This is a genomic window from Cupriavidus sp. 86D6, assembly GCF_057815095.1.
In genome coordinates this window covers 145,181-170,890 of sequence record NZ_JBYPSB010000001.1, presented here as the reverse complement: position 1 = coordinate 170,890, position 25,710 = coordinate 145,181, and the positions used below count along the sequence as shown (strand labels likewise).

The window sequence follows — 25,710 nt, the reverse complement described above, 5'->3', positions numbered from 1 at the left end:
GGGACGACGCGCCCGGAGGGTGTCTACGCCTTCAGAAAGTGCTCGCGTCCGCCCAGCCAGCGCAGTAAATGTGCCTCAACCGCCTCTGGAAACCGGTCCAGCATCAGTTCGGCGGCTTGCTGGGCGTAGTCAACCAGCCAAGCATCGGTTTCCAGGTCGGCAAAGCGCAACATGGCCTCGCCCGACTGCCGCGCGCCCAGGAATTCCCCCGGACCCCGGATCTGCAGGTCGCGCCGGGCGATTTCAAAGCCGTCGGTTGTCTCGCGCATGGTCGCCAGACGCTCGCGCGCCGTGGGGGACAGCGGCGCCTGGTACATCAGCAGGCAGACCGATTCCGCGCTGCCACGGCCCACGCGCCCGCGCAGCTGGTGCAACTGCGCGAGCCCGAAACGCTCGGCATGCTCGATCACCATCAGCGATGCATTGGGGACGTCCACGCCCACTTCGATCACGGTGGTGGCCACCAGCACCTGCAGGCGGTTGGCGCTGAAATCGTCCATCACGGCCGCTTTCTCGGCGGGCGGCAGGCGGCCATGCACCAGCCCCACGCGCAGGTCGGGCAGCGCGGCCACCAGCGTCTCGAAGGTCTCCACGGCCGTCTGCAGCTGCAGCGCCTCGCTTTCCTCGATCAACGGACACACCCAGTAGACCTGGCGCCCTTCGGCGGCCGCATGATGCACGCGCTCGATCACCTCGTCGCGACGCGCATCGTTGACCAGCCGCGTCACGATCGGGGTGCGGCCCGGCGGCAATTCGTCGATCACCGACACGTCCAGGTCGGCGTAGTACGTCATCGCCAGCGTGCGCGGAATGGGCGTGGCCGACATCATCAGCTGATGCGGCACCTTTTCGTCGGCCGGCACCGGCGCGTCGCCTTCGGCCGCCTTGCCGCGCAGCGCCAGCCGCTGCGCCACGCCAAAGCGATGCTGCTCGTCCACCACGGCCAGGCCCAGGTTGGCGAACTTCACGCCGTCCTGGATCAGCGCGTGCGTGCCGATCACCAGCCGGGCCTCGCCCGATTCGGCCCGCGCCACGGCTTCGCGCTTGGCCTTCGTCTTCAGGCTGCCGGCCAGCCACGCCACGGGCACGCCCAGCGGCTCCAGCCAGGCCGACAGCTTGCGGTAGTGTTGCTCGGCCAGGATTTCGGTCGGCGCCATCAGCGCAGCCTGGTAGCCGGCGTCGATGGCCTGGCAGGCGGCCAGCGCGGCCACGATGGTCTTGCCGCTGCCCACGTCGCCCTGCAGCAGCCGGTGCATCGGGTGCGGCAGCGCCATGTCGGCGGCGATTTCCTCGACCACGCGCTGCTGCGCACCGGTCAGCCTGAACGGCAGCGCCGCCAGGAAGCGCGTCAGCAGGCCGTCGGCACGGCGCGGCATCGATGGGGCGTTCTTTTCCTTGCGCGCGGCCTGCGAGCGCCGCAGCGAAATCTGCTGCGCCAGCAGTTCGTCGAACTTGATGCGAACCCAGGCCGGATGCGAGCGATCGGCCAGCGCGGCCTCGCTTTCCTGCGGCGGCGGGTTGTGCAGCAGGCGCAGGCAGTCGATCAGCGGCGTCAGCTTCAGCGGCGCCAGCGGTCCGCGCAGGATGGCCTGGGGCAACGTCTCCGGCATTGGCGTGCGCGACATCGCCCCGCCGATGGCCTTGCGCAGATAGGCCTGCGAAATGCCGGCCGTGGCCGGATAGACCGGCGTCAGGCGGTCGGGCAGCGGTTCGTCGGGTGTGATCGGCCGTACCGTGGGATGGACCATTTCGGCGCCGAAGAAGCCCCCGCGAATCTCGCCGCGCACGCGCAGGCGCACGCCTTCGGCCATCTGCTTGGTCTGGCTGCCGTAGAAATTGATGAAGCGCAGCGTCAGTTCGCCGGTTTCGTCGGCAATCTTGACCACCAGCTGGCGGCGCGGGCGGAACGTCACCTCGTTCGACACCACCTCGCCTTCCACCTGGGCGGCCAGCCCCATGCCCGCGCGGCGGATGGCGTCGCGGATCGGCTCCAGCGTGGTTTCGTCCTCGTAGCGCAGCGGCAGGTGCAGCACCAGATCGACCGGCCGCCGCAGGCCCAGCTTGGCCAGCCGGGCCACGGCCGACGACGGCTTGGCCTTGTCGCCGGCCTTGTCGCCGGCCTTGGCGTCGCCTTTGGCCTCCGTCCTGCCCGCGCCGCGCCGCGCCGGCTTGTCGCCGGCTGGGGCGGACGGGGTGGACTGGGCGGCCGTCGGGGCAGGATCGTCGATCGGGTCGGTGGCGGTGCCTGGCATCAGCGCGGGAATATAGGGGTCACAAGCGGGCATCGGGCGAAGCCGGGCGCCCAAGCCTTACAATGTCGGATTCGCCGATTGTACCCATGCCGTACCGATGCCTGCGGCGGCACTTCGTTCCGGAGTGCTGCCCGGCTCGCGTATTGCCTGGCGCTTTGCCCCGAATACCTCGCTGAACCGCAATGCTGACCCTGTCCGATTTCGATTTCCCGCTGCCGCCCGAACTGATCGCGCAGACTGCCCTGCCCGACCGCAGCGCCAGCCGCCTGCTGGTGGTAGAGCGGACGGCGCCGGATGACACCGCCGACGCGGTGCGGCTGGTGGACCGCGCGTTCAGCGACATCCTCGAATACCTGGGCCCCGACGACCTGCTGGTCTTCAATGACACGCGCGTGATCAAGGCGCGCTTTTTCGGCCAGAAACCCAGCGGCGGCCGGATCGAGGTGCTGGTCGAGCGCGTGGTGGACAGCCACACCGTGCTCGCCCAGGTGCGCGCGTCGAAGACCCCGGCAGAGGGCAGCCCGCTGCATCTGGCCGATGGCGCCTTCACGGTCACCGTGGGCCCGCGCGTGGACCAGTTCTTCACGCTGCGTTTTCCGGAACCCGCGCTCGACCTGATCGAACGCTATGGCCGCCTGCCGCTGCCGCCGTACATCACGCACGATCCAGACGCCTATGATGAAACGCGCTATCAGACCGTGTACGCGCGCAATCCGGGCGCCGTGGCCGCACCGACGGCCGGCCTGCATTTCGACGATGCGCTGTTTGCGCGGCTCGACGCCGCCGGCATCCGCCGCGCCTTCCTGACGCTGCACGTGGGCGCGGGCACCTTCCAGCCGGTGCGCACCGAAGACTTGTCCGAGCACAAGATGCACTCGGAGTGGTACGCCGTGAGCCAGGAACTGGCCGATGCCGTGCGCGACACGCGCGCCCGTGGCGGCCGCGTGATCGCGGTGGGCACCACGTCGCTGCGCGCGCTGGAATCGGCCGCGGCCGAGGACGGCACGCTGCGCCCCGGCACCGGCGACACCGACATCTTCATCACCCCCGGCTATCGTTTCCGCGCGGTGGACGCGCTGATCACGAACTTCCACCTGCCCAAGTCGACGCTGCTGATGCTGGTGTCCGCGCTGGCCGGCGTGGAAGCCATCCGCGCCGCCTATCGCCATGCCGTGGCCCAACGCTACCGCTTCTTCAGCTACGGCGACGCCATGCTGCTGACCCGCCGCGACTGACACCGCGCGACCGACCGATTTCGAGAACCGAACATGCTGAACTTCGAACTGCTGACCACCGATGGCAACGCACGCCGTGGCCGCGTCACGCTGAACCATGGCGTAGTAGAAACGCCAATCTTCATGCCCGTGGGCACCTATGGGTCGGTCAAGGCAATGTCGCCGCTGGAATTGAACGAGATCGGCGCGCAGATCATCCTTGGCAACACGTTCCACCTTTGGCTGCGCCCGGGCCTGGACGTGGTGGACACCCATGAGGGCCTGCACAGGTTCATCGGCTGGGACAAGCCCATCCTGACCGATTCGGGCGGTTTTCAGGTGTTTTCGCTCGGAGAACTGCGCAAGATCACCGAAGAAGGCGTCACCTTCGCGTCGCCGGTGAATGGCGACAAGCTGTTCCTGTCGCCCGAGATCTCGATGCAGATCCAGCGCACGCTGAACTCGGACATCGTCATGCAGTTCGACGAATGCACGCCCTACGAGATCGACGGCCGTCCGGCCACGCATGACGAGGCCGCCCGCTCGATGCGCATGAGCCTGCGCTGGGCCAAGCGTTCGCGCGACGAATTCGACCGCCTGGCCAACCCGAACGCGCTGTTCGGCATCGTCCAGGGCGGCATGTTCGAGGACCTGCGCGACGAATCGCTGGCGGGGCTGTCCGAACTGGACTTCCACGGCTACGCCATTGGCGGCCTGTCCGTGGGCGAGCCCAAGGAGGACATGATGCGTGTGCTGGAACACGTGGGCCCGCGCCTGCCGGCCCACAAGCCGCACTACCTGATGGGCGTGGGCACGCCGGAAGACCTGGTGGCCGGCGTGGCGCATGGCGTGGACATGTTCGACTGCGTCATGCCCACCCGCAATGCCCGCAACGGCTGGCTCTTCACCCGGTTTGGCGACGTCAAGATCCGCAACGCGGCGCATCGCAACGACCCGCGTCCGCTGGACGAGCAGTGCGGCTGCTACACCTGCCGCAACTTCTCGCGCGCCTACCTGCACCACCTGCACCGCGTGGGCGAGATCCTGGGTGCGCGCCTGAACACGATCCACAACCTCTATTACTACCTGGAACTGATGCGCGAGATGCGCACAGCCATCGAGGAACACCGCTTTGACGCGTTCCGCCGCCAGTTCGCCGAACACCGCGCCCGCGGCACCAAATAGAGAATGTTCTGAAAACCAGACAGGCAGCCGAACTTTTGGCGGCCTGCTGGTCGAATGACTGGCCGCAACGCAAGCCTGCGGGGTGTTTTCTGCAACGTCCGCAAAGTACTTGTAAAGCACCCCGAACAAACCCGTAATCCGCCCTAGAATGCCAGGGCGGGACAACAACCGGGTGATAGAATGCCCGATTCCCTGATTGACCTTTGTGACGGAGAAGTAACGTGCTGATTTCGAACGCTTTTGCGCAGACCGCCGGTGCCGGCGGCGCGGCCGGTGGCCTGATGAGCTTCCTGCCGATCATCCTGATGTTCGCGGTGCTGTGGTTCATCATGATCCGCCCGCAGATGAAGCGCCAGAAGGAATCGAAGGCCATGCTGGAAGCCCTGGCGAAGAACGACGAAGTCGTGACCGCCGGCGGTATCCTCGGCCGTGTGACCAAGGTCAACGAGAACTACGTGACGCTGGAAGTGGCCGAAGGCACGGAAATCACCGTGCAGAAGAACGCCGTGACCACCGTGCTGCCGAAGGGCTCGCTGAAGTCGCTCTGATCCCGGACGGTCTTCCCAGCCTGATCCCGGCAGGTGTCGTGTGGCGCCAGACGCTCCGCCGACCCTGCCCTGCGCAGCCGCCTGCACCAGCCTCCACGGTCCTTCCCGGACGCGTGACCGGGCTGCCAGGCGGCTGTTTGCCAACCGGTCCAGCCGAACCGGCGCGCCTTGTGCGCGACTTGTCGGCATGCCAACTGCAATGACTGGCCGAAGATGAATCGCTATCCGCTTTGGAAATACATCGTGATCCTGGTGGCCCTCGCCATCGGCATCACCTACACCCTGCCGAACTTCTTCGGCGAGGCCCCCGCTGTCCAGGTATCGTCGGCCAAGGCCACGGTCAAGGTCGACCTGTCCATGCAGAAGCATGTGGAGGAAATCCTGGCGCAGAACCAGCTGCAGCCGGACGGCGTCTTTTTTGACGTCTCCGGGCAATCGGGCTCGGTCAAGGCGCGTTTCCGCACCACCGACGAGCAGCTCAAGGCCAAGGACGTGCTGTCCCGCGCGCTGAACCCTGACGCCAGCGACGCCACTTACGTGGTCGCGCTGAACCTGCTGTCGGGCTCGCCGCACTGGCTGACCGCGCTGCACGCGCTGCCGATGTACCTGGGCCTGGACCTGCGCGGCGGCGTGCACTTCCTGCTGCAGGTGGACATGAAGGGCGCCGTCGACAAGAAGCTCGACAGCCTGTCCGGCGATGCGCGCACGCTGCTGCGCGACAAGAACGTGCGCCACAGCGGCATCGAGCGCGATGGCGACCGCCTGACCGTGCGCTTCGGCAACGCCGACGACGCCAACCGCGCGCGCGGCATCCTGGCCGACAACCTGCGCGAACTGGCCTTCTCGATCGACGGCACCAACGTGGTGGGCGTGTTCACCGAGGCCGCCCGCAAGGCGGTGCAGGACGCCGCGGTCAAGCAGAACATCACCACGCTGCACAACCGCGTGAACGAACTCGGCGTGGCCGAGCCCGTGATCCAGCAGCAAGGCGCCGACCGTATCGTCGTGCAGCTGCCGGGCGTGCAGGACACGGCCAAGGCCAAGGACATCATCGGCCGTACCGCCACGCTGGAAGCCCGCCTGGCCGACCCGGCCGTGCGCAACCCGCGTCCGGGCGACCCGGTCCCGTTCGGCGACGAACTGTTTACGCAGGGCAACGGCGCCCCGGTCATGCTGCGCAAGCAGGTGATCTTTACCGGCGACCGCATCGAAAGCGCCTCGGCCGGCTTCGACCAGAACCAGCGCCCGTCGGTGAACATCAAGCTCGACGCCCAGGGCGGCCGCGTGCTGCGCGACGTATCGCGCGAGAACATCGGCAAGCCGATGGGCATCGTCCTGTTCGAAAAGGGCAAGGGTGAAGTGCTGACGGTGGCCACGATCCAGTCCGAACTCGGTTCCAGCTTCCAGATCACCGGCTCGTATTCGACCGAAGCCGCCAACGACCTGGCCCTGCTGCTGCGCGCCGGCTCGCTGGCCGCCCCGATGGAAATCATCGAGGAACGCACGATCGGCCCGTCGCTGGGTGCCGACAACATCCAGAAGGGCTTCGATTCGGTGGCCTACGGCTTTGCGGCCATCGCGGCGTTCATGATCCTGTACTACATGCTGTTCGGCGTGTTCTCGGTACTCGCGCTCGGCATCAACCTGCTGCTGCTGATCGCGGTACTGTCGATGCTGCAGGCCACGCTGACGCTGCCGGGTATCGCCGCTATCGCGCTGGTGCTGGGCATGGCCATTGACGCCAACGTGCTGATCAACGAGCGAATCCGCGAGGAACTGCGTGCCGGTGCGTCGCCGCAGATGGCCATTGCCATCGGCTTCGACCGCGCGTGGGCCACCATCCTGGATTCCAACGTGACCACGCTGATCGCCGGCCTGGCGCTGCTGGCCTTTGGCTCGGGCCCGGTGCGCGGCTTCGCCGTGGTGCACTGCCTGGGGATTCTGACCTCGATGTTCTCGGCGGTCTTCTTCAACCGCGGCCTGGTCAACCTCTGGTACGGCCGCAAGAAGAAGCTCCAGAGCCTGGCCATCGGTCAGGTCTGGAAGCCGGATGCCGACGCACCGGTCGCCAAGTAAGCCAGGACATATCAGGAACACATCATGGAATTCTTCCGCATCAAGCGCGACATTCCGTTCATGAAGCACGCGTTGATCTTCAACGTGGTGTCCTTCCTGACGTTTGCCGCCGCTGTTTTCTTCCTCTGGCACAAGGGCCTGCACCTGTCGATCGAGTTCACGGGCGGCACGGTGATGGAGGTCAACTACCAGCAGACCGCCGATTTGGAGAGAATCCGAGGCCAGGTCAGCAAGCTCGGCTACACCGACGTGCAGGTGCAGAACTTCGGCACTTCGCGCGACGTGATGATCCGCCTGCCGCTGCAGAAGGGTCCGGACGGCAAGCAGGTGACGTCGGCGCAGCAGAGCGAACAGGTGATGGGCGCCCTGACGGCGGCCGCGCCTGACGTGAAGCTGCAGCGCGTGGAGTTCGTCGGCCCGCAGGTGGGCAAGGAACTGGCCACCGACGGCCTGCTGGCGCTGCTGTGCGTGGTGGCCGGTATCGTGATCTACCTGTCGTTCCGCTTCGAGTGGAAGTTTGCGGTGGCCGGCATTATCGCCAACCTGCACGACGTGGTCATCATCCTGGGCTTCTTCGCGTTCTTCCAGTGGGAATTTTCGCTGTCGGTGCTGGCTGCCATCCTCGCGGTGCTCGGGTACTCCGTGAACGAGTCGGTGGTGATTTTCGACCGGATTCGCGAAGCCTTCCGGAAGTACCGCAAGATGAGCACGCACGAGGTGATCGACCACGCGATTACCAGCACGATGTCGCGGACCATCATCACCCACGGCTCGACCGAAATGATGGTGCTGTCGATGTTCTTCTTCGGCGGCCCCACGCTGCATTACTTCGCACTGGCCCTGACAGTGGGTATCCTGTTCGGTATCTATTCGTCGGTGTTCGTGGCGGCAGCCCTGGCCATGTGGCTGGGCGTGAAGCGCGAAGACCTGGTCAAGGGCGAGAAGAAGGGCGGCGATGCCCCCGACCGCAACGACCCGAACTACGGGGCGCAGGCCTGACGGTTCGAGCGCCTGAGCGGCAAAACAATAAGGCACCTTCGGGTGCCTTATTGTTTATCGTTTGCCTGCCCTACGCCGCCCGGCGGCAGCGGGCACAAACCCGTGCTATGCCTCGGTCAGCTGCTCGATCCACACCGCGAGGCGGTCCGAGGCGAACGTATCTGCCCGGGTGCCAGCGCGGGCGGCAATGGCGTCGCCTTCGCGCACCAGTTGCAGCGCGCCGCCGGCCTCGTCCAGCCACAGCAGCACGGCCAGCCAGCCGGCGTGTTCGGCCGACACCGCTTCGGCCACGGGACGGGACACGAATTCGTTCAGCGTGGCGGTTGACGTCCAGGTAATCACGTCGCCGTCGCGGCGGACCGAGGCGCCCAGCGTTTCGGCCAGCACCGCCGCGGCATCACCCGCGGCGCGGCCAGCGCCGCGCAGCTTCGACAGCGAGGTGGCCACGGCATGGCCGAACGAACCGCTGCGCTGGCTTTCCGCGCCCACCAGATCGGCATAGTCCAGGCGCTGCCAGTCCGGTTCGGCGTTCTGCGCGCCGGCCAGATAGGTACCGGACAGATACGTCTCCACGGGCTGGAAGCGGCCTGGACCGATCAGGCTGGCGCACAGCGCGTGGATCATGCCCACGCGCGATGCCACGGTCTGCTTCTGCAGCACCATCAGCTTTTCGCGCACCAGCTGGTCGCGCTCCTTGCGCAGCCCGGACAGCTCCAGCGCCTGCTTCAGTTCCATGCGCAGCGCGGTAATGTCCCACGGCTTCTTGATATAGCGATGGATCTGGCCCTGGTTCACGGCCTCGACGGTCTGGTCGAGTTCGGAATAGGCCGTGGTCAGGATCCGCACGATATGCGGATACCGCTCGCGCGCATACCGCAGCAGTTCGTTGCCGTACTCGCCCGGCATGCGCTGGTCTGACACCAGCACGGCCAGGCTGTCGGCATGGGCGTCCAGCATGGCCTTGCCTTCTTCCACGGACTGGCCGGTCACCACCGGCGCCAACTGGCCGATGGCCCGCTGGAAATACTTGACCGCAGTCGCTTCGTCGTCGACGAACAGAATCGCCGGGGGTGCCTGCGTGGTATTCGGTTCGGTCATCGATCACTCCTGTGCATACGATTCTTGGAATTTGGGAAATCGAGGGTTACGGTGGTGCCCGCGCCGGACGCCGACGCAATCCGGATGCCGCCGCCAAACGACTGCATCACCCGGTTGCAGAAGATCATGCCCATCCCGCTGCCGCCCGCCGATGCGTGCGTGGTCACCGGGTCCACCAGCAGGCGTCCCATGATTTCGGGTGGGATGCCCGGGCCGTTGTCGGCAATGCGGATCTCGGGGCGCTCGCCCGCCACCACCACGAAGCGCAGCGAGGGATCGCGAACATCGGCCAACGCGCGCAACGCATTGCTCATGACCGACGACAGTACCAACGCCACGCAGTTGGGCAGCGTCTGTACCGGAAAATCGCCCTCCATCTCCACCTGCACCCAGCTACGCTGGTTATCGGCAAAAGGATAGGCATCCAGCAACGACGCCACCAGCGCACCCGCGCTGACTTCCTGCCCAGCGCCCGGCTTCGGCGGCGCACCGCCCGCGCTGCTGCGCACCGACTGGAGAAACGACGACAGCACCGCGAGGCAATACTGGGCGTTGTCGTGCATGGCACTGGCCGCCCGGCCAATTTCCAGCTGGCGCTGCCCGCTGTACTCGGCATCGACCCGCGACCCGATACCGAGCGCAAAATTGGCGATGGCCGCCAGCGGTGTGTTCAGTTCGTGCGCCAGGAAGGCCAGCGTCTCGTCGATGGCCATCAGCCGCTGCTGGCGCACCGCCCGCTCGCGGAAGCGGTCGCCCGCCAGCCGCAGGATTTCTCGGACATCGGCCACGCCGATCGGCTTTTCCAGGATGCGGAACACCTCGCCGGAATTGACGGTCTGCAGCAGCATGTCCTTGTCGGCATAGGCCGTGACCAGGATGCGTACGATCTGCGGATACTCCTGGGCCACCTGGCGCAGCAGGTCGCCGCCGTCGCGTCCGGGCATGCGGAAGTCCGTCACCAGCACCGAGATCCGGGCATGGTGCGCGCGCAGGATGCCCACCGCCTCGTCGGCGCCGTTGGCCGACAGCACTTCGTATTCGCTGCCCACTGCGCGCGCGAAATACTTGCACGCCATCTCCTCGTCGTCGACGTAGAGGATGGTGGGGCGCGGCTGCGTGGTGTCGGTCATGACAGCATTACTCCGCACGCGGCAGGTCGAAACTGAAAGCGGCCCAGTGGCCGACTTCGCTTTCGGCGAACAGCACGCCTTCGTGGCGCTCGATCACCGCATAGCTGATCGACAGGCCGAGACCCAGCCCCTGTCCCACCTCGCGCGTGGTGAAAAACGGTTCGAACACGCGCGCCAGGTGTTCGGGGGCAATGCCCGGGCCGTTATCCTTGACGGTCACGTGCAGGCGCTTGTCCTGCCAGCGCACGGTCGTATGGATGGCCGGGTCCTTGGTGCCCGCCTTGCGCATGGCCAGCGCGGCATTCGCGAACAGATTGATCAGGACGCCAATGATGGCCGCTTCGTCGCCCATCACGAGCGTATCGTCGGGCATTTCTCGCGTCATCTTGACGCCGCGCAGCTCGTGCGCGGTCAGCCGCTGCGCCGAATCGAGCGCCTTCTCGAACAGGAACGGGGTGCCCTCCACCTCGGCGCCCGGCTTGCGATAGGCGAATGTCTTCAGATCGGACACGATATGCTGGATGCGCTGCATGCCCTGCTTGGCATCGACCAGGCATTCCTGCAGCATCGGCTCCGACTTGGCCGCCGGCTCTTCCATGGCCACCTCGATGGCCATCAGGCAGAAGTTCACCGGATTGTTGACCTCGTGCAGCAGGCCTGCCGCCAACGTACCGATGGCCGCCATTTTTTCCTGCTGCAGCATCTGGCCCTTGATATCGACCAGCTTGCGGTTGATGACTTCCAGCTCGGTATTCTTGTCGGCCACCTCGGCCTTCAGGCGGAACAGCATGAAGCGGGCACGTTCATTGAAGAATGTGTACACGCCGCTGGCCGCCGCGGCAAACAGCAGAAATAGCGAATTGACGATAAATGTGCCCATCGGCTCGACGCCGCCCGGATGCAGCAGGCAAGCGGCCGCGTAGAGCACGTACGACAGGATGCCGAACACCAGGTTTTGCCAAAGCCCGAATGGCAACGCAATGCCCGACGCGAAGATCGCCAGGTTCAGGCCCACGTAGTACGGCGATTCGACGCCTTCGGTCCGCGAGATCATCCAGGCAATCATGATCTGCGGCAGCAGCAGCCACGTCATGGTCAGCCATGGCGCGAAGCGTCGGCCGGCCTGGCTGTACAGCGCCACGATGACACCGGCGATCATCAGCGAGACCACCACGCGCGCAATCGCAAACGGCAGCTGGAAGTGCGGATACTGGCCGTAGTCCAGCCCTACGCCCAGCAGCACCAGCGCGATGGCCGTGTAGGCGCCGCCCCGGCTGAACGCCAGGCGAAAGTCGGCCAGCTCGGACTGGTATCCGGCGTAAAGTTGATTCGCGCTCATGACCTTGGCGGGTGGTGCCGCGTCTTCGGCGTCCGGGACCTCAGCGGACAGTGGCTTCGGCGAAGACATTGACGCCGGTTTCATCGACATAGAGTCGGTGGGCATGCGAGTTCTCCGGCAAGAGCGAGGACATCCCGGCCTCGTCGCGATAGATCAGATACCACTCGAGCAGGTGCTCCATCCCGAATTTCTCGGGATTGTCCGAGTGGACATTGGTGACCAGCACCTGACCGTCCGGCTTCGAGCGCGACGCGAAATACTGGAGCAGGCGCGCGCAGACCTTGTCGGACAGGTAATCGAACAGCCCGGCGCAGTAGACGGCATCGAACTCGCGCACGCTCGGATCGTCCGCCGCAATGCGGCGCTTGAGCAGGTCGTGCACCGACTGGTGCACCATCTCGACCGATACCTTGTGGCCGGCCCCGGCGGCTGCACGCTCCACCGACGCGCGCGTGTAGCCGAGCGTTTCCTCGCTGAAATCGACCAGCTGGAACGACAGCAGCTCCGGATTCGGGTACTCGCGCACGAACCGCTGGATCTCGAACGCCGGCCCGCAACCCACGTTGAGCACGCGGAACTGGCGGCCTTCGGCGCGCGCCCTTTCAGCCTGGCGCGTCAGGTAATCCACCAGCAGGTCGATCCGGTTGCGGTGCGCCGTGGCCACCGCCGCCTTCAGGAAGGCCGTGTTGACGATCTGGAAGTAAGTGGTAGGACCCTGCTGCGGATCGCTCAGGATCTGGTTCACCATTTCGTAGTCGCCCGCATAGCCAAGCGGCTTCGTGAACGTGCGATATACGAACGGCGCGCGCAGCAGCAGCGGATGCAGCGCCGCCTGGGCATAGGTGCGATGGACCGGCGCCAGTTCCTGGTCCACGCGCTGGGCCTCGTCCTCGAGCCAGTCGAGGTAAGTCTTCACCTTCCCCATCAGGGGCGTGGCCAGTTCGTAGAACACGTCCTCGCGCAACCGCCCTTCCTTCTTGGGCAGCGACTCGGTCAGGTCCACCTGCTCGACCCAGCGCGATACTTCGGACAGATAGGCGCGCATCTCGTTGACCACGATCTGGTAGTCGCGGCGGATATTGAAGCGCGTATCCCAGTCCTGCACGAACATCTCGGCTTCGCGTGCGACCGATTTCGGTGCATCGTTCACGTCGGTCAGTTCGCGCCACTCGTCGATCAGCGTCAGCGATACCACCGCCGTCAGGCCGGTGTTCACCAGGCTCATGACCACGGCCTTGCCCAGGTACGCGTTCTTCGCGCCCATGCGCACGCTCAGCTCGCTCAATACTTCGCTGACCTGGACAATCGAGTAGGGATTGTAGATTTCCATCACCAGCGACTTGCGCTGGAGATTGATGATCGTGCCCCGCACCTGCTCGCCCTGCGAGTTGCGGAAACTAACTACCGGATCGATTTGCGTTTTGGAGTACACGGTATCGCGCCAGGGAATTCCGAGAAACGCTGCGGGACACGACGCCCGCGGGCGTCGGCCGGGTACAGCTCAAGGCAAGGGTCTTGCGGCGAAACTACCAATCAGGGAATGCAGCCAATGCTCATATCGATGCGCGGGACCTGTTTGCGGGACGCGCGCGCCAGCCGGCGAAGACCAGGGCGAACGCCGCCCCTGAGGGTGGGACTGCGGCGAACCATTGTACTGTGGCAATTCTGAACCGTACAACAGTCCGCCTGCTGCACGAAGGGGGGTATGCAAACGGCAAAAAAAATGAGCCAGCAACGCTGCTGGCTCATGTTTCATCATGTATTGGAGAAATGACAATTTCCCCGCTGGCGCAACTTCCGCCAGAAGTGTGTCCCGCCGTGATCAGTCGGCCTTGACGGCTTCCACCTGGATGGCCAGGTTCACGTCCTGCTTGAAGCCGTACTTGGCGCCGTAGTCGATGCCGAAGTCGGCACGGTTGAACTGGGCCACGGCGTCCGCGCCGCATGCCTCACGCTTGAGCATCGGGTGCTGGATGCACTTGAATTCCTTGATCTCGAGCTTCACCGGCTTCGACACGCCGCGCAGCGTCAGCACGCCATCCACCTCGGTCGGCACGTCGCCCTTGAACTTCGAAAACTTGCCCTTGTACGTGGCTTCCGGGAAAGCCTGCACGTCGAACATTTCCGGGCCCTTGGCGTGCTCGTTCAGCTTGTTGTTGCCGAAATCGATCGACGCGGCGTCGATCTTGATATCGACGGTGCCGGCCTTGGCCGCGCGGTCCAGCGTCACCACGCCGCTGGACTTGTCGAACTTGCCGCGCCACTTCGACAGGCCGCCCAGGTGGTCGGCCTCGAAGCTCGGGTACGTGTGGGTCGGGTCGATGTTGTACGTCGTGGCGTTGGCCATGGCGGTGCCGGCGGCCAGGGCGGCGGAGGCTGCAGCCACGGCGGCGATCAGGGTACGGATTTTCATATTGAGTCTCCCGTCAAGAAGTTGGAGAGGAAGGTCGAAAAAAACGGCCAAGGAGCTGTAAGTGGGACAAACCCGCCTCAGCCCTTCTTCGCCGGGGTCACAAGGTGGAACTTGATCTGGACATCATCGGCCACGACGGAAGTGTCCTTCCACTCGCCGTCACCGATGTTGAACGTGGTGCGCTTGATCGGCAGCACGCCATCGAACACCTGGCTGCCGTTTTCCTGCTTGTACGTGGCGGGCACGGTCACGTCGATGGTCTTGCCCTTGATGGTCAGCTTGCCGGCCACGTCGTACTTGCCGGCAGCGCCGGCCTTGATGCTGGTCGACTGGAACACGGCCTTCGGATACTTGCCGGCGTCAAACCAGTCCTTGCCCTTCACTTCCTTCGTGGTCTCGGCATCGCCGATCTCGAAGCTCGACACGTCGATCTCGACCTTGGCCGACGACGTGGCCAGCTTGGCCGGATCGAAGTCCACGGTGGCGTCGAACTTCCTGAACTTGCCTTCCATCGGCACGCCGATCTGCCTGGCGGTGGCCGTGACCGTGCTCTTGGCGGCATCGATCTGGGCCCACGCCAGGTTTGCGGCCAGGCCAGCCGTTGCCAGGGCGGCCGCCACGAATATCGTGCCGGGACGGGACATACGTTTCATCTGAGACTCCAGTGGTGACTGGCCATCACGGCCGGTTGGTCAGGCAAAGCGGTTGCGGTACGTCGGCAAATCAGCGCAGGAACGGGATCATGCGACCCAGCGTGCCGTCGCGATCCACCACCTGGTGCTTGACGGCGGCGGCGGCATGGACCACCACGATCGCGGCCATGAAGTAGTTCAGCCAGACATGGGCGAACTTCAGGATCGGCTTCAGCGTGTCGCTGGCTTCGATCAGCGGCGGCAGCTTCCACAGGCCCAGGTACACCACCGGCACGCCGGCGGCGGAACTGTAGAGATAGCCGGTGATCGGGACGATCAGGATCAGCAGATAGAGCAGATGGTGCGCGGCGGCGGCGGCCCTGGCCTGCCAGGCCGGCGTACCGGGTGCCACGGGCGGGGCGGCATGCGTGGCGCGCCAGAGCACGCGCAGCACGGCCACCACGAAAATCGTCACGCCCAGCCACTTGTGCCACGAGAACAGCTTGAGCTTGGTCGGCGTCAGACCCGGAATGCCCGTCATGTACAGGCCCAGCCCGAACGCGGCAAAAATGCCGAAGGCGATCAGCCAGTGCAGGCCGATGGCAGTGGCAGTGTACGTCGCCTGGCCCCCCGGCCCGGATGCTTTGAAACCCATGTCAGTCAATCCCTTCGATCCTTATTACTTATTCTGCTATGTCGGCGCCAAGACAGTCTGTTGCAGTAGCGGTCCGGCCCTTCGCTGCCAATTCTCGCATTATTCGATGACCGGCTGTGCGTTGGAAGCGCCGAACTTCATGAAGTTGTTCAAATCATTTGATGTGTCGAGATGTCGCACCCGCCGCCCGGGGACCGATCGTAACGCGGCGGGGGCCGCATGACACTGGCCGCTGGTATCCGCCAGGTAATGACTCTCGAAACTTGCGCGGCAAACAAAAAGGGCCGACCCCTTCGGGTCAGCCCTGTTCTGTTACCTTGCGGCGCCCCGGCATGTCGCGGTGCGCCGGGCGGCGATCAGATGCGGTTGGCCAGTTCCACGGCCTTGCCGATATAGCTGGCCGGCGTCATGTCCAGCAGCAGCTTCTTGGCGTCGTCGGGAATCGCCAGGCCCTGCACGAACGTCTGCAGCGCCTCGCGCGAGATGCCCTTACCGCGCGTCAGTTCCTTCAGCTGCTCGTACGGGTTGGGCACGCCAAAGCGGCGCATCACGGTCTGCACCGGCTCGGCCAGCACTTCCCAGCAGTTGTCCAGGTCTTCGTTCAGGCGCTCGGGGTTGGTTTCGAGCTTGCCCAGGCCGCGCAGGCAGGCCTCGTACGCCAGCAGGCTGTAGCCAAAGGCCACGCCCATGTTGCGCAGCACGGTGGAATCAGTCAGGTCACGCTGCCAGCGCGAAACCGGCAGCTTTTCCGACAGGTGACGCAGCACGGCGTTGGCCAGGCCAACGTTGCCTTCCGAGTTTTCGAAATCGATCGGGTTGACCTTGTGCGGCATCGTCGAAGAGCCAATTTCACCGGCCTTGGTCTTCTGCTTGAAGTAACCCAGCGCGATGTAGCCCCACACGTCGCGGTTCAGGTCCAGCAGGATCGTGTTGGCGCGGGCCACGGCATCGAACAGCTCGGCCATGTAGTCGTGCGGCTCGATCTGTATCGTGTACGGGTTGAACGTCAGGCCCAGGCGCTGCTCGATCACCTGCTTCGAGAACGATTCCCAGTCGAACGACGGATAGGCCGACAGGTGCGCGTTGTAGTTGCCGACGGCACCGTTCATCTTGCCCAGCAGCTCCACGCGCTCCACGCGCTCGATGGCGCGGGCCAGGCGGGCAGCCACGTTGGCCAGTTCCTTGCCCAGCGTGGTGGGGCTGGCCGGCTGGCCATGCGTGCGCGACAGCATCGGCTGCGTGGCGTTGAGCCTGGCCAGTTCCACCAGGCGGGCCTGCACGCGCTTGAGCGCCGGCACGATCACACCGTCACGGGCGCCCTTGAGCATCATGCCGTGCGACGTGTTGTTGATGTCTTCCGACGTGCAAGCGAAGTGGATGAACTCGCTGGCGGCTTCCAGTTCGGCGTTACCCTTGACCTGCTCCTTGAGCCAGTATTCGACGGCCTTCACGTCGTGGTTCGTGACCGCCTCGATGTCCTTGATGCGGGCGGCGTCGGCTTCGGTGAAGTTGTCCACCAGCGACTGCAGCTTGGCTTCCGAGGCGGCCGAGAACTTCGGCACGTCGGGCAGCCCGGCCTGGGCCAGCGCGATCAGCCAGTTGACCTCGACCTTGACGCGGTTGCGCATGAAGGCCGCCTCGGACAGCCATTCGCGCAGCGCATCGGCCTTTGCGGCATAGCGGCCATCGATGGGAGACAGGGCGGTGAGCGGCGAAAGGGAAGACGTGGACATGCTGGCAACCGGGAGAAAAGAGGAATGTGGAGGTTCGTGCGGGGGGCAAGGAACCACGCGACAAGGGCCGGATGCGACGAATCCGCCGCATTGCCCTGCCGATGCAAGGGCCGGTTCGGCAGACGGCGCACACCGTCCCGCCAAACGCGCAACGCGGGATTTTACCATCGCCCCATGGCGCTGTGCGGGTCGCTGTGGGCGCCAGCCCTCCATGCGTGCGCAAGGCCGCATTGATGCCGCATTCCCGTGACTCCGCAGGTATACTCGCGCTCGCCCATCCGTTAGCCTGTTATGAAGTCCATCGGGCACGCCGCCGCGCCTGCCAGCGCACCCGTGCCACCGAGCGCCGATGCACTTCATAACAAGCTCAAGGGGAGAACATGAAGCTGTATGCGTCCCAGACCAGCCCGTATGCGCGCAAGGTGCGCGTGGTGCTGGCGGAGAAGAAGATCGACTACCAGATGATCGAGGAAAACGTCTGGTCGCCCGACACCATCATTGGCCAGTTCAACCCGCTCGGCAAGGTGCCGTGCCTGATCATGGAAGACGGGGGCGCGGTCTTCGATTCGCGCGTGATTGCGGAGTACGCCGACACGCTGTCGCCCGTCAGCCGCCTGATTCCGCAGGGCAGCCGCGAGCGCCTGGAAGTGCGCTGCTGGGAAGCCCTGGCCGATGGCCTGCTGGACGCCGCCCTGCTGGTGCGCCTGGAGGGCACCCAGCGCCAGCCCGCCGAACGCAGCGAAAGCTGGGTGGCACGCCAGCGCGGCAAGATCGACGCCGCCGTGGCCGCCATGTCGAAGGGCCTGGCCGACAAGCCGTGGTGCACCGGCATCCACTACACCCTGGCCGACGTGTCCGTGGGCTGCGCGCTGGCCTACCTGGACTTCCGCTTCCCGGACATCACCTGGCGCGACCAGTACGCGAACCTGGTTGCCTTCCAGGACAAGATCGAAAAGCGCCAGTCGTTCATCGATACGGAGCCGCCGGCGGCCTGATTGCGAACGCGCAGGCAAACGGCCGCTGATGCGGCCGTTTTTAGTTGGGGCGTCGTCTTTTCCCCCTACCGGATAATCCCCCCACCCAGACAAACCTCCCCGTCATACAACACGGCCGACTGTCCGGGCGTCACGGCCCACTGCGCCTCGGCAAACGACAGCCGCAGTGCATCGCCTTCGGCCTTGACGACCGTGCACGGGGCGTCGCTTTGCCGATAACGCGTCTTGGCGGCCATCGTCGAACCTGCTGCCGGCGGTTCGCCGGCGACCCACGACAGGTCTGCCGCGTCGAGTTCGGGCTTCAGCAGCCACGGGTGATCGTGGCCTTGCACCACGTACAGCGTGTTCGATGCCATGTCCTTGCGGGCCACGTACCACGCGTCGCCGCTGCCGTCCTTGCTGCCGCCCAGGCCGATGCCCTTGCGCTGGCCCAGCGTGTAGAACGCCAGGCCGATGTGTTCGCCGACGACCTTGCCCTCGTCGGTCACCATCGGGCCGGGCTTGGTCGGCAGGTAGCGGTTCAGGAAGTCGCGGAACGGGCGTTCGCCGATAAAGCAGATGCCCGTCGAATCCTTTTTCTTCGCGTTCGGCAGGCCGATTTCGGCGGCGATTTCGCGCACGCGGGTCTTCGGCATTTCGCCGAGCGGGAACATCGTGCGCGACAGTTGCGCCTGGTTCAGCCGATGCAGGAAGTAGCTCTGGTCCTTGGTATGGTCGAACGCCTTGAGCAGTTCAAACCTGCCGCTGGCGGCCTGGCGCACGCGCGCATAGTGGCCGGTGGCGATCAGTTCGGCGCCCAGCGACATCGCATGGTCCAGGAAGGCCTTGAACTTGATTTCGGCGTTGCAGAGCACGTCCGGGTTCGGCGTGCGGCCGGCCGAGTATTCGCGCAGGAAATCGGCGAACACGCGGTCCTTGTATTCGGCGGCGAAGTTCACCGCTTCCACGTCCACGCCGATCACGTCGGCCACGGACGCCACGTCGAGCCAGTCCTGCCGCGTGGAGCAATACTCGCTGTCGTCATCGTCCTCCCAGTTCTTCATGAACAGGCCGATGACTTCGTAACCCTGCTGCTTGAGCAGCCATGCCGTGACCGACGAATCCACGCCGCCCGACATGCCCACTACCACTCTCTTGCCGCTCACGATGCCGCTCCCGGTGCTGCGGCCGCGGCCGCATCGGTGGCGCCGGCGATGGCGGTGGGATGGGTATGCAGCAGGTCCAGCGCGAAACGCTTGCCGGCCAGGTAATCGTCCACGCAGGCCATGACCAGCGGCGAGCGATGGCGGTCGGCGCAGGCGCGCAATTCCTCGGCGGTCATCCAGACCGTGCGGACAATGCCGGTATCGAGCTGGCGGCCGGCGTCGAGCGAGCCCAGGTCGCCCGTGAAGCCGAAGCGGATATAGGTGGTATCGCCCCCGTCGCGCGACGACCGGCCACGGCTCATGTAGCAGCCGAGCAGCGCGCGCGGCTCGAACGTGTGGGCGGTTTCTTCGAGCGTTTCGCGGACAACGGCGCGGATCAGGCTCTCGCCCGGTTCCAGGTGGCCCGCCGGCTGGTTCAGGCGCAGGCCATCGGCCGTTTCCTCTTCCACCAGCAGAAAGCGGCCGCCGCGCTCGATGACGGCGGCAACCGTGACGCTGGCAATCCATTCACGTGACATGATGCACATTTTTTAAGCAATCCGGCATTTTACCGGTTGCCGTTCGAACGTGCATGGCGGGCGGCGTTTCAGGCCGCCTCGGCCGTCAGCATGGGGGGCAGCAAGGCGATGGCCGCGTCGATGCGGGCCACAAGTGACTTTGACGCCGGTATCAGCGGGCGACGCACCTCGGCGGTGGTCATGCCGGCCAGCGCCAGCGCGGCTTTCACGGGCGCCGGATTGGGCTCGGCGAACATCAGCCCGATCAGCGGCGACAGTTGCCGGAACAACGCCCGTGCGGCCTCGTCGCGCCCGGTGCGCGCCAGATGCAGCAGCCGCACGAACAGGTCCGGCCGCACATGCGCCGCGGCCGGCACGATGCCCTGGCCGCCGCGCAGAAGGTGTTCGAGCATCGACGCATCGTCGCCGCAATACACCCCGATCAGGTCCTGCATGGCCAGCGTGCGCATGCCGGCCGGGTCGCATTCCTTGACGGCCACGATCTGCGGATGGGCGGCCAGGCGCCATGCCAGTTCGGGTGAAATCGTGCAACCCGTGCGCCTGGGTACGTTGTAGAGCATCAGCGGCTTGCCAGTCTGAGCGGCCACGCTGCGCATATGCCAGGCGATGCCTTCGTCGGACACGCGCAGGTAGTACGGCGGCGGCACCAGGTAGCCGGCCAGCGGCAGGCGGTCGAGCCTGCGCACCTGCTCGCATACGGCATGCGTGGCCACCCCGCCCACGCCGGCCATCACCGGCAGCGTGCCCGCGACGGCCTCGAGCACCGCCGCCGTCAGCATGAACCGCTCGGCATCGGTCAGCAGGCCGCCCTCGCCTGTCGTGCCCAGCACGATCAGGCCATCGACACCGGCCGCCGCGTAGTGCGACGCCAGGCGCTGGGCGGCGTCGAGATCCACCTGGTCGTTGCGCAACGGCGTGACCATCGGCAGCCACAGGCCATCGGCAATCGCGCCGCGCCGCGGATCAATGCGTGCCATGGTCGTCTCCGAGCATAGTCGCGGCGCCAAATTCCGCCGCGGGCAAGGCCGCCATGATCGCGTGCATGGCCGCGTCGCGGTCGCCGCGCTCCACCTCCACGTGCAGCGACGTCTCGCCGTTGCGATGATCCACTTGCACCACGTAGATGCGGGCCATGTTGCCGATCGCGCGATGCAGCGTCTGGCGCAGCGCGAAGACCTGTGACGACGAGACGGCCAGGCGCAGGCGAATCCAAGGGTCCTGGGCAATGGCACGGCGTCGCGGAACCGATGCAAACGCCACGGCGAGACTCGATGACTGTCGCATGAAGCGAAGATCCGCGCGGGGCGGATCGTCTGTTGAACATGGCTCCATGCTAGGGAGACCGGCCTCAATTTGATGCAGCGTTTGGCCGGCCCGCCATCAAGAACGCGTAAAGGTGCAGGCCGCCAGCAGGTGTCCGGCGCTCAGAACGTCTTCGTGATCGACGCGAAGGCCGTCGCCTTGCCCAGGTAGCGCCCGCGCGTGTTCGTGTAGGCCGCCTTGCTGGCGTTCGTGTCGATATAGGCCACGGCCAGAGAGAACCCGCTGCCCAGGTCCTTCGTCAGCCCGAGCTTCCAGTCCGTGTAGGAGGCATCGCTGAAATGCTGCACGCCCTGGTAGCCGACATGCGCGTTCAGCGTCAGGCCCCACACGTTCAGCGGCACGTTGGCCGTCAGGTCGACGTAATAACTGTTCTTGCTGTCGGCAAACCCGAACAGGTTGGTCACCGCATGCGAGTACTTCAGGAATACGGGCCCCCAGCCGATGCCGGCATACAACTCGGTGGTGTACGGGCGCGTGGCCGTGTAGCCGCCCGGATAGTAGTACTCGAGCACGCCCACGTCGTAGTTGAATGCCTGGTCGGCCAGCGTGAACGTATTCCTGAAGCCGCCATAGAAATCCATCTCGACAGGCGCGGACACCGTCGCGTCGGCATCGCCCAGCCAGCTGATACTCGAGTTCCAGTTGCCGACGTAGAAGCCGCTCTCGTGGGCATAGTCGAAGCCGCCCTGGATGGCCGGGCGCCGGTCGGTCTGGCTGATCCCGCGGTAGCGGTAATCGGACACCACCGACACGTTGGCCGTAAAGGTGTGCGGCGACGCCGCCTGCGCGGTGTCGGGGATCACCTGCTGTGCGACTGCGTTGGAAAACGGGGCGGCAAGCAGGACGGCGGCGGCCAGCGTGGCCGGCGCCGAGGTCATCAGGCGGGTTGCAATCATCAATGAAAAACCGGTGGGCGTATTGGGAAAAACGCCTCGAAAGAGACGTGAACGCCACGATACGCAGCCTCGCATCAAATCGGCGTCAAGATTGCAGGTGACGCCGATGTCATTTCATCAATGGCCGGAATGCAAGGGAATCCGATGTGCATCAAACGAGTCGTTTCATGACTGGAAAAGATGAGTCTCGGTGAAAGCACATATACCCGACCGGCGAGTCACCACCGAACGTAAGTTTCGGGTAAGCTGCGCAAAAATTGAGGCATTCTTTTGCAATGCATCAACGGGCGAGGACGTTGGCCCGACCAGATTACGAACGACGCCAGACAGGAGAAATTGACGATGCATATCGGTATCCCGCTTGAGACGCGGGCAGGTGAGACGCGTGTCGCCGCCACCCCGGAGACCGTCAAGAAGTACGTAGCGCAGGGCCATCAGGTAACGGTGCAAGCCGGTGCAGGTGTGCGTGCCAGTATTCCCGATGCCGCGTTCGAGGCGGCCGGGGCCCGGGTGGGCTCCGGTGCCGATGCGCTGGGCGCCGAGCTTGTGCTCAAGGTGCGTGCACCCGACGATGCGGAGCGCGCGCAGATGAAGCCGGGGTCCGTACTGGTCGGCATGCTCAACCCGTTCGACGTCGAGAACAACGCCCGCATGGCCAGCGCCGCCGTCACGGCGTTCGCGCTCGAGGCCGCGCCGCGCACCACGCGCGCCCAGAGCATGGACGTGCTGTCGTCGCAGGCCAACATCGCCGGCTACAAGGCCGTGCTGGTGGCCGCGCACCACTACCAGCGATTCATGCCGATGCTGATGACCGCGGCGGGCACCGTCAAGGCCGCCCGCGTGCTGATCCTCGGTGCCGGCGTGGCGGGCCTGCAGGCCATTGCCACCGCCAAGCGCCTGGGTGCCGTGATCGAAGCCTCCGACGTGCGCCCCGCCGTGAAGGAGCAGATCGAATCGCTGGGTGCCAAGTTCCTGGACGTGCCGTTCGTCACTGACGAAGAGCGCGAGATCGCACAGGGCGTGGGCGGCTATGCGCGCCCGATGCCAGCCGACTGGATGCGCCGCCAGGCCGAACTGGTGCACCAGCGCGCCACGCAGGCCGACATCGTCATCACCACCGCACTGATCCCCGGCCGCCGCGCCCCGGTGCTGCTGGCCGAGGACACCGTCAAGCAGATGAAGCCCGGTTCGGTCGTGGTCGATCTGGCCGCCGCGCAGGGCGGCAACTGCCCGCTGACCGTGGCCGACGAAGTGGTGGAGCGCCACGGCGTGATCCTGATCGGCCATACCAACCTGGCCAGCATGGTGGCGGCCGACGCGTCCGCGCTGTACGCGCGCAACGTGCTGGACTTCCTGAAGTTGATCATCGACAAGGATGGCCGCTACACGCTGAACCTGGAAGACGACATCGTCGCCGCCTGCCTGATGTGCAAGGACGGCCAGGTCGTCAGGCAGCAGGCCGCCTGACATCCCGTCTGAAGATGCCGCGGCGCTGAAAAGAGCCCTGCGCCACGGCCCGCCGCGTCCCCGGCACGCTTGATCCTGCAGTTTCAGCCCGCCCGCGCGGACGCGACGCCCGGCAGTATTCAAAAGCAACGGAGGAGAAGTCGATGGAGATGGTGAACCACACGGTGATCAACCTGATCATCTTCGTGCTGGCAATTTACGTGGGGTACCACGTGGTGTGGACGGTCACGCCCGCGCTGCACACCCCGCTGATGGCCGTGACCAATGCGATCTCGGCCATCATCATCGTCGGTGCCATGCTGGCGGCCGGCCTGACCGAAGGCGGCGTGGGCCGCGTGATGGGCACGCTGGCCGTGGCACTGGCCGCGGTGAACGTGTTCGGTGGCTTCCTGGTGACCCAGCGCATGCTGGAGATGTTCAAGAAGAAGGAGCCACGCGCCAAGGCCGGGGCTGAAGCCGCCAAGGGAGGTGCGTGATGGAAGGCATCAGCATGAACCTTGTGACGCTGCTGTACCTGGTGGCGTCGGTCTGCTTCATCCAGGCCCTGAAGGGGTTGTCGCACCCGGCATCGGCCCGCAAGGGCAACGCGTTCGGCATGGTGGGCATGGCGATTGCCGTGGTGACCACGCTGGTGCTGATCGTCAAGCTCAAGAACGAGTTCCTGGCCGTGGGCGCCGCGCAGTCGTCGGTGGGCACCGGCCTGGCGCTGATCTTCGGCGCGCTGGTGGTGGGCGGCGGCATAGGCGCCTACGTGGCACGCAAGGTCGAAATGACCAAGATGCCGGAACTGGTGGCGGCGATGCACTCGCTGATCGGTCTGGCCGCGGTGTTCATCGCCGTGGCCGCCGTGGCGGAGCCGGCCGCGTTCGGCATCACGCCGGCCGGTACGCACCTGATTCCGCTGGGCAACCGTATCGAGCTGTTCATCGGCTGCTTCGTGGGGGCGATCACGTTCTCGGGCTCGGTCATCGCGTTCGGCAAGCTGTCGGGCCGCTACAAGTTCCGCCTGTTCCAGGGCGCACCGGTGGTGTTCCCGGGACAGCACTGGCTGAACCTGCTGCTGGCCATCGCCATGATCGGCTTCGGCGTGATCTTCTTCCTGTCGCAGTCGTGGCTGCCGTTCCTGATCATGCTGGCCATCGCGTTCGTGCTGGGTGTGCTGATCATCATCCCGATTGGCGGCGCGGACATGCCCGTGGTGGTGTCGATGCTGAACTCGTACTCGGGCTGGGCGGCGGCGGGCATCGGCTTCTCGCTGAACAACCCGATGCTGATCATCGCGGGCTCGCTGGTGGGCTCCTCGGGTGCCATCCTGTCGTACATCATGTGCCGCGCGATGAACCGTTCGTTCTTCAACGTGATCCTGGGCGGCTTTGGCGCCGAGGCTTCCGCTGCCGGCCCGGCCGGCGCGCAGGCCCAGCGCAACGTGAAGTCGGGCTCGGCCGACGACGCCGCGTTCGTGATGAGCAACGCCGAGACCGTGATCATCGTGCCCGGCTACGGCCTGGCGGTGGCGCGTGCGCAGCATGCACTGAAGGAATTGACCGAAAAGCTGACCGAGCACGGGGTGACGGTGAAGTACGCCATCCACCCCGTGGCGGGCCGCATGCCGGGCCACATGAACGTGCTGCTGGCCGAAGCCGAGGTGCCGTACGACCAGGTGTTCGAGATGGAGGACATCAACAGCGAGTTCGGGCAGGCCGACGTGGTGCTGGTGCTGGGCGCCAACGACGTGGTCAACCCGTCCGCCAAGACCGATCCGAAATCGCCGATCGCAGGCATGCCGATCCTGGAAGCCTACAAGGCGAAGACCATCATCGTGAACAAGCGGTCGATGGCGGCCGGCTACGCGGGCCTGGACAACGAGCTGTTCTACATGGACAAGACCATGATGGTGTTCGGCGACGCCAAGAAGGTGGTGGAGGACATGTTCAAGGCCGTGGAATAAGCTGCCGTTAATGTTCGGCAGTGGCCGTCAGGCACGCAGTGCTGCCAAGTGAATAAAGAAACGCGCAGACCTGAAATCAATAAAATCGAAGTAGTGCGGCCAGCAACCAACGCTGGCCGTTTCCTTTTGCGTGGTCTGGTTGCG

The 25,710-nt window shown here is 65.4% G+C and carries 23 protein-coding genes; 9 read left to right on the top strand and 14 right to left on the bottom strand.

The window, feature by feature from the left end; translation table 11 throughout:
* Nucleotides 1-23: 23 nt before the first annotated feature.
* Nucleotides 24-2,252 (bottom strand): ATP-dependent DNA helicase RecG, encoded by a 2,229-nt coding sequence (gene recG, locus AC3G88_RS00775; protein ID WP_488893149.1) that lies wholly within the window; start codon nucleotides 2,250-2,252, stop codon nucleotides 24-26.
* A gap of 182 nt (nucleotides 2,253-2,434) precedes the next feature.
* On the opposite strand from recG, the gene queA reads away from it, so the two are divergent.
* The 5 genes from queA to secF all read left to right on the top strand — a co-directional run bounded on the left by queA (nucleotide 2,435) and on the right by secF (nucleotide 8,274).
* Nucleotides 2,435-3,487: a tRNA preQ1(34) S-adenosylmethionine ribosyltransferase-isomerase QueA gene (gene queA, locus AC3G88_RS00770; RefSeq protein WP_488892971.1), complete on the top strand. Its 1,053-nt coding sequence runs from the start codon at nucleotides 2,435-2,437 to the stop codon at nucleotides 3,485-3,487.
* A 33-nt stretch (nucleotides 3,488-3,520) separates the two neighbouring features.
* Nucleotides 3,521-4,651: a tRNA guanosine(34) transglycosylase Tgt gene (gene tgt / locus AC3G88_RS00765; protein ID WP_488892970.1), complete on the top strand. Its 1,131-nt coding sequence runs from the start codon at nucleotides 3,521-3,523 to the stop codon at nucleotides 4,649-4,651.
* A 221-nt stretch (nucleotides 4,652-4,872) separates the two neighbouring features.
* A complete protein-coding gene (gene yajC / locus AC3G88_RS00760; RefSeq protein ID WP_061955498.1) occupies nucleotides 4,873-5,199 on the top strand; it encodes a preprotein translocase subunit YajC in 327 nt (108 codons plus the stop codon).
* Nucleotides 5,200-5,412: 213 nt separating this feature from the next.
* Nucleotides 5,413-7,275 (top strand): protein translocase subunit SecD, encoded by a 1,863-nt coding sequence (secD, locus tag AC3G88_RS00755; protein WP_488892969.1) that lies wholly within the window; start codon nucleotides 5,413-5,415, stop codon nucleotides 7,273-7,275.
* A 24-nt stretch (nucleotides 7,276-7,299) separates the two neighbouring features.
* On the top strand, nucleotides 7,300-8,274 hold the full coding sequence (gene secF / locus AC3G88_RS00750) for a protein translocase subunit SecF (protein ID WP_488892968.1): 975 nt from the start codon (nucleotides 7,300-7,302) through the stop codon (nucleotides 8,272-8,274).
* Between the two features lie 105 nt (nucleotides 8,275-8,379).
* Here secF and AC3G88_RS00745 read toward each other — a convergent pair whose 3' ends face one another.
* From AC3G88_RS00745 to purB, 8 genes are all read right to left on the bottom strand, one after another.
* The gene (locus tag AC3G88_RS00745) at nucleotides 8,380-9,372 is read right to left on the bottom strand and encodes a response regulator (protein WP_488892967.1); all 993 of its coding nucleotides are present in this window, start codon (nucleotides 9,370-9,372) and stop codon (nucleotides 8,380-8,382) included.
* Complete coding sequence (locus AC3G88_RS00740) at nucleotides 9,369-10,502, bottom strand: ATP-binding protein (protein WP_488773497.1); 1,134 nt, start codon at nucleotides 10,500-10,502, stop codon at nucleotides 9,369-9,371. Before AC3G88_RS00740 ends, AC3G88_RS00745 begins: the two co-directional genes overlap by 4 nt.
* A gap of 7 nt (nucleotides 10,503-10,509) precedes the next feature.
* Nucleotides 10,510-11,841 carry a sensor histidine kinase gene (locus AC3G88_RS00735; protein WP_488892966.1) on the bottom strand — a complete coding sequence of 444 codons (1,332 nt, stop codon included), beginning with the start codon at nucleotides 11,839-11,841 and terminating at the stop codon, nucleotides 10,510-10,512.
* Nucleotides 11,842-11,881: 40 nt separating this feature from the next.
* Nucleotides 11,882-13,273, bottom strand: a complete 1,392-nt coding sequence (locus AC3G88_RS00730; protein WP_488773498.1) for a class I SAM-dependent methyltransferase — start codon at nucleotides 13,271-13,273, stop codon at nucleotides 11,882-11,884.
* A 390-nt stretch (nucleotides 13,274-13,663) separates the two neighbouring features.
* The gene (locus tag AC3G88_RS00725) at nucleotides 13,664-14,254 is read right to left on the bottom strand and encodes a YceI family protein (protein ID WP_153947290.1); all 591 of its coding nucleotides are present in this window, start codon (nucleotides 14,252-14,254) and stop codon (nucleotides 13,664-13,666) included.
* A gap of 77 nt (nucleotides 14,255-14,331) precedes the next feature.
* Nucleotides 14,332-14,907, bottom strand: a complete 576-nt coding sequence (locus AC3G88_RS00720) for a YceI family protein (protein ID WP_153947289.1) — start codon at nucleotides 14,905-14,907, stop codon at nucleotides 14,332-14,334.
* 70 nt (nucleotides 14,908-14,977) lie between these two features.
* Nucleotides 14,978-15,541, bottom strand: coding sequence for a cytochrome b (locus tag AC3G88_RS00715; protein ID WP_488773499.1), 564 nt, complete (start codon nucleotides 15,539-15,541; stop codon nucleotides 14,978-14,980).
* A gap of 356 nt (nucleotides 15,542-15,897) precedes the next feature.
* A complete protein-coding gene (gene purB / locus AC3G88_RS00710; protein ID WP_153947287.1) occupies nucleotides 15,898-17,274 on the bottom strand; it encodes an adenylosuccinate lyase in 1,377 nt (458 codons plus the stop codon).
* Between the two features lie 380 nt (nucleotides 17,275-17,654).
* Between purB and AC3G88_RS00705 the strand changes: the two genes are divergently transcribed.
* The gene (locus AC3G88_RS00705) at nucleotides 17,655-18,269 is read left to right on the top strand and encodes a glutathione S-transferase C-terminal domain-containing protein (RefSeq protein WP_488892965.1); all 615 of its coding nucleotides are present in this window, start codon (nucleotides 17,655-17,657) and stop codon (nucleotides 18,267-18,269) included.
* 65 nt (nucleotides 18,270-18,334) lie between these two features.
* Here the strand turns inward: AC3G88_RS00705 and mnmA are convergent, their stop codons facing one another.
* The 5 genes from mnmA to AC3G88_RS00680 form a co-directional block, all read right to left on the bottom strand.
* Complete coding sequence (gene mnmA / locus AC3G88_RS00700; protein ID WP_488892964.1) at nucleotides 18,335-19,414, bottom strand: tRNA 2-thiouridine(34) synthase MnmA; 1,080 nt, start codon at nucleotides 19,412-19,414, stop codon at nucleotides 18,335-18,337.
* A complete protein-coding gene (locus AC3G88_RS00695; protein ID WP_488892963.1) occupies nucleotides 19,411-19,941 on the bottom strand; it encodes an NUDIX hydrolase in 531 nt (176 codons plus the stop codon). The genes mnmA and AC3G88_RS00695 overlap by 4 nt, the downstream gene beginning before the upstream one ends.
* 59 nt (nucleotides 19,942-20,000) lie before the next feature.
* Nucleotides 20,001-20,909 carry a 4-hydroxy-tetrahydrodipicolinate synthase gene (gene dapA, locus AC3G88_RS00690; RefSeq protein WP_488892962.1) on the bottom strand — a complete coding sequence of 303 codons (909 nt, stop codon included), beginning with the start codon at nucleotides 20,907-20,909 and terminating at the stop codon, nucleotides 20,001-20,003.
* Nucleotides 20,896-21,216 carry a hypothetical protein gene (locus AC3G88_RS00685; RefSeq protein ID WP_488892961.1) on the bottom strand — a complete coding sequence of 107 codons (321 nt, stop codon included), beginning with the start codon at nucleotides 21,214-21,216 and terminating at the stop codon, nucleotides 20,896-20,898. Before AC3G88_RS00685 ends, dapA begins: the two co-directional genes overlap by 14 nt.
* A gap of 140 nt (nucleotides 21,217-21,356) precedes the next feature.
* Complete coding sequence (locus AC3G88_RS00680; RefSeq protein ID WP_488773505.1) at nucleotides 21,357-22,151, bottom strand: TorF family putative porin; 795 nt, start codon at nucleotides 22,149-22,151, stop codon at nucleotides 21,357-21,359.
* A 342-nt stretch (nucleotides 22,152-22,493) separates the two neighbouring features.
* On the opposite strand from AC3G88_RS00680, the gene AC3G88_RS00675 reads away from it, so the two are divergent.
* The 3 genes from AC3G88_RS00675 (at nucleotide 22,494) to AC3G88_RS00665 (ending at nucleotide 25,566) form a co-directional block, all read left to right on the top strand.
* The gene (locus tag AC3G88_RS00675; protein WP_153947281.1) at nucleotides 22,494-23,618 is read left to right on the top strand and encodes a Re/Si-specific NAD(P)(+) transhydrogenase subunit alpha; all 1,125 of its coding nucleotides are present in this window, start codon (nucleotides 22,494-22,496) and stop codon (nucleotides 23,616-23,618) included.
* Nucleotides 23,619-23,761: 143 nt separating this feature from the next.
* The gene (locus AC3G88_RS00670; RefSeq protein ID WP_066732243.1) at nucleotides 23,762-24,094 is read left to right on the top strand and encodes an NAD(P) transhydrogenase subunit alpha part 2; all 333 of its coding nucleotides are present in this window, start codon (nucleotides 23,762-23,764) and stop codon (nucleotides 24,092-24,094) included.
* Complete coding sequence (locus tag AC3G88_RS00665; protein ID WP_488773507.1) at nucleotides 24,094-25,566, top strand: NAD(P)(+) transhydrogenase (Re/Si-specific) subunit beta; 1,473 nt, start codon at nucleotides 24,094-24,096, stop codon at nucleotides 25,564-25,566. Before AC3G88_RS00670 ends, AC3G88_RS00665 begins: the two co-directional genes overlap by 1 nt.
* Nucleotides 25,567-25,710 lie beyond the last annotated feature (144 nt).

Bases quoted from the DNA above. Each gene is read 5' to 3' on its own strand.
- recG (WP_488893149.1), bottom strand. From the start codon at position 2,252: ATGCCAGGCACCGCCACCGACCCGATCGACGATCCTGCCCCGACGGCC.
- queA (WP_488892971.1), top strand. From the start codon at position 2,435: ATGCTGACCCTGTCCGATTTCGATTTCCCGCTGCCGCCCGAACTGATC.
- tgt (WP_488892970.1), top strand. From the start codon at position 3,521: ATGCTGAACTTCGAACTGCTGACCACCGATGGCAACGCACGCCGTGGC.
- secD (WP_488892969.1), top strand. From the start codon at position 5,413: ATGAATCGCTATCCGCTTTGGAAATACATCGTGATCCTGGTGGCCCTC.
- secF (WP_488892968.1), top strand. From the start codon at position 7,300: ATGGAATTCTTCCGCATCAAGCGCGACATTCCGTTCATGAAGCACGCG.
- AC3G88_RS00745 (WP_488892967.1), bottom strand. From the start codon at position 9,372: ATGACCGAACCGAATACCACGCAGGCACCCCCGGCGATTCTGTTCGTC.
- AC3G88_RS00740 (WP_488773497.1), bottom strand. From the start codon at position 10,502: ATGACCGACACCACGCAGCCGCGCCCCACCATCCTCTACGTCGACGAC.
- AC3G88_RS00735 (WP_488892966.1), bottom strand. From the start codon at position 11,841: ATGAGCGCGAATCAACTTTACGCCGGATACCAGTCCGAGCTGGCCGAC.
- AC3G88_RS00725 (WP_153947290.1), bottom strand. From the start codon at position 14,254: ATGAAAATCCGTACCCTGATCGCCGCCGTGGCTGCAGCCTCCGCCGCC.
- AC3G88_RS00720 (WP_153947289.1), bottom strand. From the start codon at position 14,907: ATGAAACGTATGTCCCGTCCCGGCACGATATTCGTGGCGGCCGCCCTG.
- AC3G88_RS00715 (WP_488773499.1), bottom strand. From the start codon at position 15,541: ATGGGTTTCAAAGCATCCGGGCCGGGGGGCCAGGCGACGTACACTGCC.
- purB (WP_153947287.1), bottom strand. From the start codon at position 17,274: ATGTCCACGTCTTCCCTTTCGCCGCTCACCGCCCTGTCTCCCATCGAT.
- AC3G88_RS00705 (WP_488892965.1), top strand. From the start codon at position 17,655: ATGAAGCTGTATGCGTCCCAGACCAGCCCGTATGCGCGCAAGGTGCGC.
- AC3G88_RS00695 (WP_488892963.1), bottom strand. From the start codon at position 19,941: ATGTGCATCATGTCACGTGAATGGATTGCCAGCGTCACGGTTGCCGCC.
- dapA (WP_488892962.1), bottom strand. From the start codon at position 20,909: ATGGCACGCATTGATCCGCGGCGCGGCGCGATTGCCGATGGCCTGTGG.
- AC3G88_RS00685 (WP_488892961.1), bottom strand. From the start codon at position 21,216: ATGCGACAGTCATCGAGTCTCGCCGTGGCGTTTGCATCGGTTCCGCGA.
- AC3G88_RS00680 (WP_488773505.1), bottom strand. From the start codon at position 22,151: ATGATTGCAACCCGCCTGATGACCTCGGCGCCGGCCACGCTGGCCGCC.
- AC3G88_RS00675 (WP_153947281.1), top strand. From the start codon at position 22,494: ATGCATATCGGTATCCCGCTTGAGACGCGGGCAGGTGAGACGCGTGTC.
- AC3G88_RS00670 (WP_066732243.1), top strand. From the start codon at position 23,762: ATGGAGATGGTGAACCACACGGTGATCAACCTGATCATCTTCGTGCTG.
- AC3G88_RS00665 (WP_488773507.1), top strand. From the start codon at position 24,094: ATGGAAGGCATCAGCATGAACCTTGTGACGCTGCTGTACCTGGTGGCG.